The sequence below is a fragment of the Kineococcus sp. AC630 genome (assembly GCF_979255925.1).
Genome location: NZ_CEEDMJ010000014.1, coordinates 150,472 through 158,484, shown reverse-complemented (window position 1 = coordinate 158,484; position 8,013 = coordinate 150,472). Strand labels below are relative to the sequence as shown.

Annotated in this window: 5 protein-coding genes; 3 read left to right on the top strand and 2 right to left on the bottom strand. The window is 70.5% G+C overall.

The genetic code is table 11. The features are described from left to right. On the bottom strand, positions 1-1,442 hold a 1,442-nt coding region (locus tag AC0I8G_RS16215; RefSeq protein ID WP_471730854.1), incomplete at its 3' end, for a purine-cytosine permease family protein. 159 nt (positions 1,443-1,601) lie between these two features. Beyond that, positions 1,602-2,528 carry a LysR substrate-binding domain-containing protein gene (locus tag AC0I8G_RS16210; RefSeq protein ID WP_471730853.1) on the bottom strand — a complete coding sequence of 309 codons (927 nt, stop codon included), beginning with the start codon at positions 2,526-2,528 and terminating at the stop codon, positions 1,602-1,604. A gap of 276 nt (positions 2,529-2,804) precedes the next feature. Between AC0I8G_RS16210 and AC0I8G_RS16205 the strand changes: the two genes are divergently transcribed. Genes AC0I8G_RS16205 through AC0I8G_RS16195 form a run of 3 tightly spaced genes read left to right on the top strand, consistent with a single transcriptional unit; the run spans position 2,805 to position 8,007 of the window. Then, positions 2,805-4,298, top strand: a complete 1,494-nt coding sequence (locus AC0I8G_RS16205; protein ID WP_471730852.1) for an aldehyde dehydrogenase — start codon at positions 2,805-2,807, stop codon at positions 4,296-4,298. 23 nt (positions 4,299-4,321) lie between these two features. Further along, the gene (locus tag AC0I8G_RS16200; RefSeq protein ID WP_471730851.1) at positions 4,322-5,986 is read left to right on the top strand and encodes an amidohydrolase; all 1,665 of its coding nucleotides are present in this window, start codon (positions 4,322-4,324) and stop codon (positions 5,984-5,986) included. Next, positions 5,983-8,007, top strand: coding sequence for a primary-amine oxidase (locus tag AC0I8G_RS16195; protein ID WP_471730850.1), 2,025 nt, complete (start codon positions 5,983-5,985; stop codon positions 8,005-8,007). Before AC0I8G_RS16200 ends, AC0I8G_RS16195 begins: the two co-directional genes overlap by 4 nt. Positions 8,008-8,013: the final 6 nt, after the last annotated feature.

Sequence of the window (8,013 nt, the reverse complement as noted above, 5' to 3'; positions counted from 1 at the left end):
CCCGCGTCGAGGCAGGCCTCGAGCAGGTCGACGGGGGTGGGGGGGGGGGTGGGGTGCGCGGTGAGCCGGCGACGCATCAGGACGTAGTACAGCGGACAGATCACGACCAGGCCCACGATCCAGGAGACGTCAACACCACCGAGAGCGTTCGCGATCGGCCCGGTGAAGAACGCCGTGACCAGGAACGGCAGCTGGACGGCGATCCCGACGATGTAGCAGAGCACCGCGATCGCGTTGACCCGTCCGTAGATCCCACCGTTGCGTTCGAACAGCGACGGCAGGTGGTACTCACCGTGGCGCAACAGGTAGAAGTCGACGAGGTTGACCGCGGTCCAGGGGATCAGGACGCACAACAGCAGGATCATGAAGTTGGAGAAGTTGACCAGGAAGTTGTCCGCCGTCGCGATAGCCAGCACGAGGGCGACGACGTAGATCGCCAGCGTCGCCACCGTCCGCGCCCGCGGCCCGGGACGCCAGTTGTCGAAGAGGGTCTGACCCACGGTGATGCTGGCGAGGCTGCCGCAGTAGAGGTTCGCGCCGTTGGAGACGGTCAGGCCGATGGCGAAGATCGCGATGAGCGCGGAGGAGATGCCGGGGGCGGTCTCGCGCAGGGCGTCGGGGGTGCTCAGGTCCGGCAGCGCCGCGCCCGTCACGGCTCCGACGGCCATGCCGAAGATGGACCCGAGGACGCAGCCGAGGTAGGTCGCCCAGAACGCCGGGCGGACACCGGTGTCCTTGGGCATGTAGCGGCTGTAGTCCGAGACGTAGGGGGCGTAGGCGATCTGCCACAGCGCGGCGATGGAGACGGTGGCCATGAACCCGACCCCGCTGAAGGAGCCCGAGGTGAGGACCGAGGACGGCAGTGGGTCCACCGCGGTCCACCACACGATCAGCACGAGGAAGGCGGCCCCGGCCAGGATGGACATGATCGTCCCGAGCGCGTGCAGCAGGCGGTACCCGACGATGGCCGCGACAGCGCTGACCAGGCCGATCGCGACGACGCCGGCGCTGGTCGGCAGGTGCACCAGTCCGGCCAGCGCCTGACCGCCCAGGACGAGGTTGGAGGCGAAGAACGCCGTGTACATGAGGACGACGATCACCACGACGAGCAGGCTGCCGAAGGAGCCGAACTGCGCCCGGGTCTGCAGCATCTGCGGGATGCCCAACTGCGGGCCTTGGGCCGCGTGCAGCGCCATGACGACGCCGCCGACAACGTTGCCGACGACGACGGCGAGGATCGCAGCCCACAGCGGCAGGCCGTAGACGGCGGTGGCGATGGCACCGCTGGCCATGGTCAGCAGCATGATGTTCGCGCCAAACCAGATGGTGAACAGGTTCCGCGTCTTGCCGTGACGTTCGGTCTCGGGGATGTGCTCGATGGTCCGGGCCTCGACCCCGCTGGAACGGGTGCCCTCGAGGTTCGCCGTGCGGTCGTCCTTCACACCTGGCTCCTTCGCTCGGAGCGGCGCGTCGGCCGCTGCGCGATCAGGATCCGCGTCCCAGCCCCTCCCGCCAAACAGCCGTCTCAGTTGCGCTGCATCTGTTCTCACGATGAAGCACGGGTGACATCCACCGGAAACGTGTGCGAAACACGCAGGCGGTCAATCGCGGTGGCTGAGCTGGCGTCCCACCACGACCCTGACGGCGTCGGCGACGGCCTGGGCGCGGGCCGTGGTGCGCATCGAGGCCAGGGAGGCGATGACCAGGGGCAGCGCGGGGACGTCGTCGGCGATGGCCCGGGTGACCACTGCGCGCCCGTCGTAGGTCTGGTCGTGGCGAGGGCGCAGGTTGAGGATCGAGTAGCCGTGCCCCTTGGCCACCAGCGAGCGCACGGTCTCGTAGGCGTGTGAGCGGTGGCGGATCACCGGCTCGACGCCGGCGGTGGCCAGCAGGGAGAGGAAGTACTCGCGGCTGTGCGGGAGGTCGAGCAGGATCATCCGTTCGTGCGCCAGCTCCCGCAGCGGGATACGGGCCCGGGCCGCGAGGGGGTGGGCGGCCGGCAGCACCACGTGGGCCGGCACCTGCGCGATCGTCTCGCGGCGCACGTCGTCGGGGTAGCCGAAGTCGTAGCTGATGACCATCTCGGCCTGACCGGAGCGCAGCGCGTCCCGGGCGCCGTGGGCGTCGACCTCGAGGACCTGCACCTCCAGGTGCGGGTGCTCCTCCTCCACCAGGGTGAGCACATCGGCGAGCAGGAACGGGGCCATCGTCACGAAGCAGGCGATGCGGATGGTGCCGCGCACCTGGTTGTCGAGTCCGCGGGCCGCGTCCAGGGCCTCGTCGAGCCCGGCCAGTACCGCGCGCGCGTCGCCGAGGAGTTGCTGGCCGGCGGGGGTGAGCGCCAGTCCTTTGGAGCGCTGGCGGATGAACAGCTGGGCGCCGACCTGAGCTTCCAGCTGCGCCACGGCGGCGGACACCGCCGACTGCGCCACCAGCAGCTGCTGGGCGGCGACCGTCATGCTCAGGCAGGTGGCGGCCTCGATGAAGTACCGCAGCTGCGTGAGTGTCACGTCGGGCTTGCGTGCCACGTCCCCCTCCTCGGGTCACCGCGATGCTACCGCTGGATCAGGAGAGCTGTTGCCGAACGTCGGGTGGATCGATGCAGGACGTGGTCCGGTCGATCCATTGCCTGTTACGGGCGGGTTTTGCATCTGGATTTCCGATGCAGCGCTTCGGGAAACCCGCGTTGAGCGCTGGACGTGGGATGCCTAGTCTTCCCAGGCAGCGGGGACACCGGACGGTCGCAGACGATCGGGACGCGCCGCGTGGAGCCGAGATCCGCGGCCGGAGAGTGGGAGAACGAGATGACGAAGACCGCTCAGCAGTGGCACGACCTCGCCGAGCAGGTGAGCCACCCGACCCTGGCGGTCATCGCCGGCGATCTCGTCGCGGCGCAGGACGGCCGCACCCAGGCCGACGTCGACCCGGCGACCGGGCGCGAACTCGCCCAGGTCGCCGACTGTTCTGAGGCCGACGTCGACCGTTCCGTGCGCGCGGCCCGCGACGCCTTCGACCGCGGCGTGTGGCGTGGGCAGTCCCCCGCCGAGCGCAAGCGCGTCCTGCTGCGGCTGAGCGAGCTGATCCTCGCCCACGCCGACGAGCTCGCCGTCCTGGAGAGCCTGGACACCGGCAAGCGCATCGCAGACACCTCCGCCATCGACGTTCCCGGCGCGGCGGCGATCCTCGCCTGGTACGCCGAGGCGATCGACAAGGTCTACGGCGAGGTCGCACCTACCGCCGCAGGGAACCTGGCCGTGATCAGCCGCGAACCCGTGGGCGTCGTTGCCGCCGTCGTCCCGTGGAACTACCCCCTCGAGACGGCGATCTGGAAGCTCGCCCCGGCGCTGGCCGCCGGCAACAGCGTCGTCCTCAAGCCCGCCGAGGAATCCCCCTCCACCGCCCTGCGCCTGGGCGAACTCGCCCTCGAGGCCGGCTTGCCGGCCGGGGTCCTCAACGTCGTCCCCGGTCAAGGCGCCGTCGTCGGACGCGCCCTGGGTCGCCACCTCGACGTCGACGCCGTGGCGTTCACCGGCTCCACCGAGGTCGGGCGGATGTTCCTGGGCTACGCGGCCCAGACGCGGATCCGCCGGCTGCAGCTGGAGTGCGGCGGCAAGAGCCCCAACCTCGTCTTCGCCGACGCCGCCGACCTGCAGGCCGTCGCCGACGGCGTGTGCCAGGGCATCTTCTTCAACGCCGGCGAGGTCTGCTCGGCGAACTCCCGCCTCATCGTCGAGCGCTCCATCGCCGACGAGCTGCTCGACCTGGTGCTCAAGCGGGCTGAGGACTTCCGTCCCGGCGACCCGCTGGACCCCGCGACGGGCATGGGCCCGCTCGTCTCCGACCGGCACGCCGAGAAGGTCCTCGACCTCATCGCCGACGGGAAGAGCGGTGCGACCCTGCGCACCGGCGGCGGGGTCGCCGGCCCGCGGACCACGTTCGTGGAACCCACCGTCTTCACCGACGTCGACCCGCGCTCGCGCCTGGCGACCGAGGAGGTGTTCGGGCCCGTGCTGGCGACGTTCACCTTCGACACCGAGGCGCAGGCGCTGGAACTGGCGCACGACACGGCCTACGGCCTGGCCGCCTCGGTGTGGAGCGACAGCCTCTCGCGCGCCCACCGGGTCGCTTCCCAACTGCGGGCCGGCACAGTGTCGGTGAACTGCATCGACGCGCTCGACGTCACGACCCCGTTCGGTGGTTTCAACCAGTCCGGCTTCGGCCGCGACCTGTCGCTGCACGCCTTCGACGAGTACACGGCGCTGAAGACGACGTGGATCTCCTACGGGACGACCGCGTGAGTCCCGATGTGCGAGACGACCGCGTGAGTCCCGACCTGCTCCTCACCGGCGGCGCCGTCCTGACCATGGATGGCGACCGCACGGCGTCCGTCCTGGCCGTCGCCGGGGGGAAGGTCCAGGCCGTCGGTGGAGAGGAACTGCTGGCCACCCGCGGCCCGCGCACCGAGGTCGTCGACCTTGCCGGCGGGGCGGTGCTCCCCGGTTTCCAGGACGCCCACGTCCACGCGATCGCCGGGGGGCTGCAGCAGCTGGACTGCGACCTGTCCGCGGTGCACGGCGCGGCGGAGTACCGGCGCGTCATCGCCGCGTTCGCGGCGCGCCACGAGGGCCCGTGGGTCGAGGGCTCCGGCTGGTACGGCGACGTCTTCGCCGGGGGTTTCCCCACCCGAGAGTTCCTCGACGACCTCGTGCCCGACCGCCCGGCGGCGTTAGCCAGCCACGACTGCCACGGCCTGTGGGTGAACTCCCGGGCCTTGGACCTGGCCGGTCTGGACGAGCGCACCCCGGACCCGGCGGACGGACGGATCGTCCGCGACGGGGCCGGGCGGCCCACCGGCCTGCTCCTGGAGGGGGCCGTCGACCTCGTCAACCGCGTGCGTCCCCTCATCGATGCCGAACGGCTGCAGCGGGCGCTGCGCCAGGCCCAGTCGACGTTGCACGCCGCGGGTATCACCGCCTGGCAGGACGCCATCATCGGTGAGGCGCTCGGTCTGCCCGACAACTTCGAGACCTACCGCGCCGCGGCGGCGGAGGGCTGGCTGCGCTCCCGCGTCACCGGCGCCTTGTGGTGGCCGCGCGGTGGGGGGGCCGAGGAGGTGGCCCGACTGCTCGCCCGCCGGGCCGCGGCGGTAGGACGGTTCACCGCGACCGCGGTCAAGATCGTCCAGGACGGGGTGTGCGAGAACCTCACCGCAGCGGTAAAACGCCCTTACGTGGGTCACCCGGAGGAAACCGGGCTGAGTTTCTTCGACCCCGAGGTGCTGGCGGAGAACGTGCGCCACCTGGTCGCTGCGGGTTTCGACCTGCACCTGCACGCCGTCGGCGACCGCGCGGTCGCTGAGTGCCTCGACGCGGTCGAACCCACGCTGGAGGGCCGCGACGTCAGGGACGTCCGGCACCAGATCGCGCACATCGACCTCATCGACCCCGCCGACGTCGAGCGGATGGCCCGGCTCGGGGTCATCGCCAACGTTCAGCCGTTGTGGGCGCGTCAGGACCCGGTGCTGGTCGAGACGAAGCTGCCCTACCTCGACGAAGGGCACCAGCACCACCACTTCGTCTTTGGGGCGCTGCACCGGGCAGGAGTCACCCTGGCGATGGGCTCGGACTGGCCGGTCTCGGACCCGGCGCCGTTGTGGGGCATCCACACCGCCGTCAACCGCACCGCCCCGGCGGGGGATCCGCACGCCCTGGACCAGCGGTCTCAGCAGGACCCGCTCCTGCCGCAGGAGCGGCTGTCCATCCTCACCGCCCTGCAGGGCTACACCCGTGCGGCGGCCCGGGCCAACCGGCTCGACCACGTCAGCGGCACGCTCACCCCGGGACTGGACGCCGACCTCGTCGTGCTGGACCGCAACCCCCTCGACGTGCCCACCCCCGAACTTGGGTCGCTGCGCGTGCGCGCCACTGCGATCGCCGGCGAGTTCGTCCACGAGGGGTGGGACCGCACGCCCACGCCGACCGCATGAGCCCTGGAGCCCCCGTGACCCCCCACCCGCTCGACCGCCTCACCGCGGAGGAGTTCGCAGCCAACCGCGAGATCCTCCTCGCCGCCGGCCTCGTGACCCCGACGACCCGCTTCCCCGTCGTCACCCTGGCCGAACCCTCCAAAGCCGACGTGCTGGCCTGGAAGGACGGCGACCCCGTCGAGCGCCGGGTCAAGACCGTCCTGCTCGAGCGGGCCGACAACGCCGTCACCGAGGTCCTCGTCGACCTCGGGCACCGGGCGGTGCTGAGCACCCGCGCCGTCGACGTCCGCACCGAAGGCCAGCCGCCGATCATGCTGGAGGAGTTCGGCATCGTCGAGGAGATCCTCTGGGCCCACGACGGCTGGAACGCGGCCATGAGCCGTCGGGGAATCACCGAGCACCGCCGGGTCCGGATCTCCGCGCTGTCCGCCGGGACCTTCGACATCCCCGGCGAAGAGGGGCGCCGCCTCACACGTTGTCTGGCGTTCCTACAGCTCAACGACGACGACAACATCTGGGCTCACCCCATCGACGGTGTCGTGGCCTACGTCGACCTCAACACCCGTGAGGTCGTGGAGCTCATCGAAGACGACCGCCACTACGACCTGCCCCGCGAGGCCTACGACTTCCACCTCCCGCAGACCGAGCGCACGAGCCAGAAGCCGATCCACATCACTCAGCCCGAAGGGCCGAGCTTCACCGTCGAGGGCGACGTCGTGGAGTGGGAGGGTTGGCGCTTCCGCCTCGGCTACACCATGGTCGAGGGCCTGGTGCTGCACCAGATCGGGTTCCGGGACCGTTCGCAGGGCGACCGACTACGCCCGGTGATCTACCGCGCCTCCATCGCCGAGATGGTCGTCCCCTACGGTGACCCGAGCCCGGTCCGTTTCTGGCAGAACTACTTCGACGCCGGCGAGTACTCCCTCTCCCGCGAAGGCAACTCCCTGGCGTTGGGCTGCGACTGCCTCGGCGAGATCCGCTACTTCGACGGCGTCATCCACGACGACGACGGCCACGCCCGCACCATCACCAACGCGATCTGCATGCACGAGGAGGACTACGGCCTCCTGTGGAAGCACACCGACGGCTACAGCGGGGCCTCCTCGACCCGGCGTCAGCGCCGCCTCGTCGTCTCCTTCTTCATCACAGTCGGCAACTACGACTACGGCTTCTACTGGTACCTCTACCTCGACGGCACGATCGAGCTGGAGTGCAAGGCAACCGGCGTCGTGTTCGCCTCCGCCTACCCCCAGGACGTCGAACGCGGCACCTACCCGTGGGCCAGCGAGATCGCTCCCGGCATCGCCGCCCCCTACCACCAGCACCTCTTCTCGGCCCGCCTCGACATGCAGGTCGACGGGAACATAAACGCCGTCGACGAACTCGAGGTTAAGCGGGTCCCGATGGGTCCGGGCAACCCCTACGGCAACGGCTTCACCCGGCAGAGCCGACGGCTGCGCACTGAACTGGAGGGGGTCCGCAAGGCGGACAACCGCGTCCAGCGGGTGTGGGCGGTCAGCAACCCCGACGTTCGCAACGCCGTCGGCGAGCCCGTGAAATACGTCCTGTTCCCCGAGGGACAGCCAACCCTGCTCGCCGACGAGGCCTCCTCGATCGCCCGCCGGGCCGCGTTCACGACCAAGCACCTGTGGGTCACGGCCTACGACGACACGCAGCGCTTCCCCGCCGGCGACTACGTGAACCAGAGCGCAGGCGGGCACGGCGTCGACACCTGGATCCAGCAGGACCGCTCGATCGACGGGGCCGACGTCGTGCTGTGGCACACGTTCGGGCTGACGCACTTCCCCCGTCCCGAGGACTGGCCGATCATGCCCATCGACACGACGGGTTTCGTCCTCAAGCCCGAAGGGTTCTTCGACCGCAACCCCGCGCTGGACACCCCCGACCCGGCGCGCGGCCGGACGACGCACAGTGATTCGGCGCACGGTGAGTCGACGCACGGGCACTCGGCAGGTGGGCATTCAGCGGGTGGGGGCACCTGCTGCCACCCGGCCGGCTGACCCCGG

Excerpts from the sequence above, each read along its gene's own strand:
- AC0I8G_RS16205 (WP_471730852.1), top strand. The coding sequence starts at position 2,805 with ATGACGAAGACCGCTCAGCAGTGGCACGACCTCGCCGAGCAGGTGAGC.
- AC0I8G_RS16195 (WP_471730850.1), top strand. The coding sequence starts at position 5,983 with ATGAGCCCTGGAGCCCCCGTGACCCCCCACCCGCTCGACCGCCTCACC.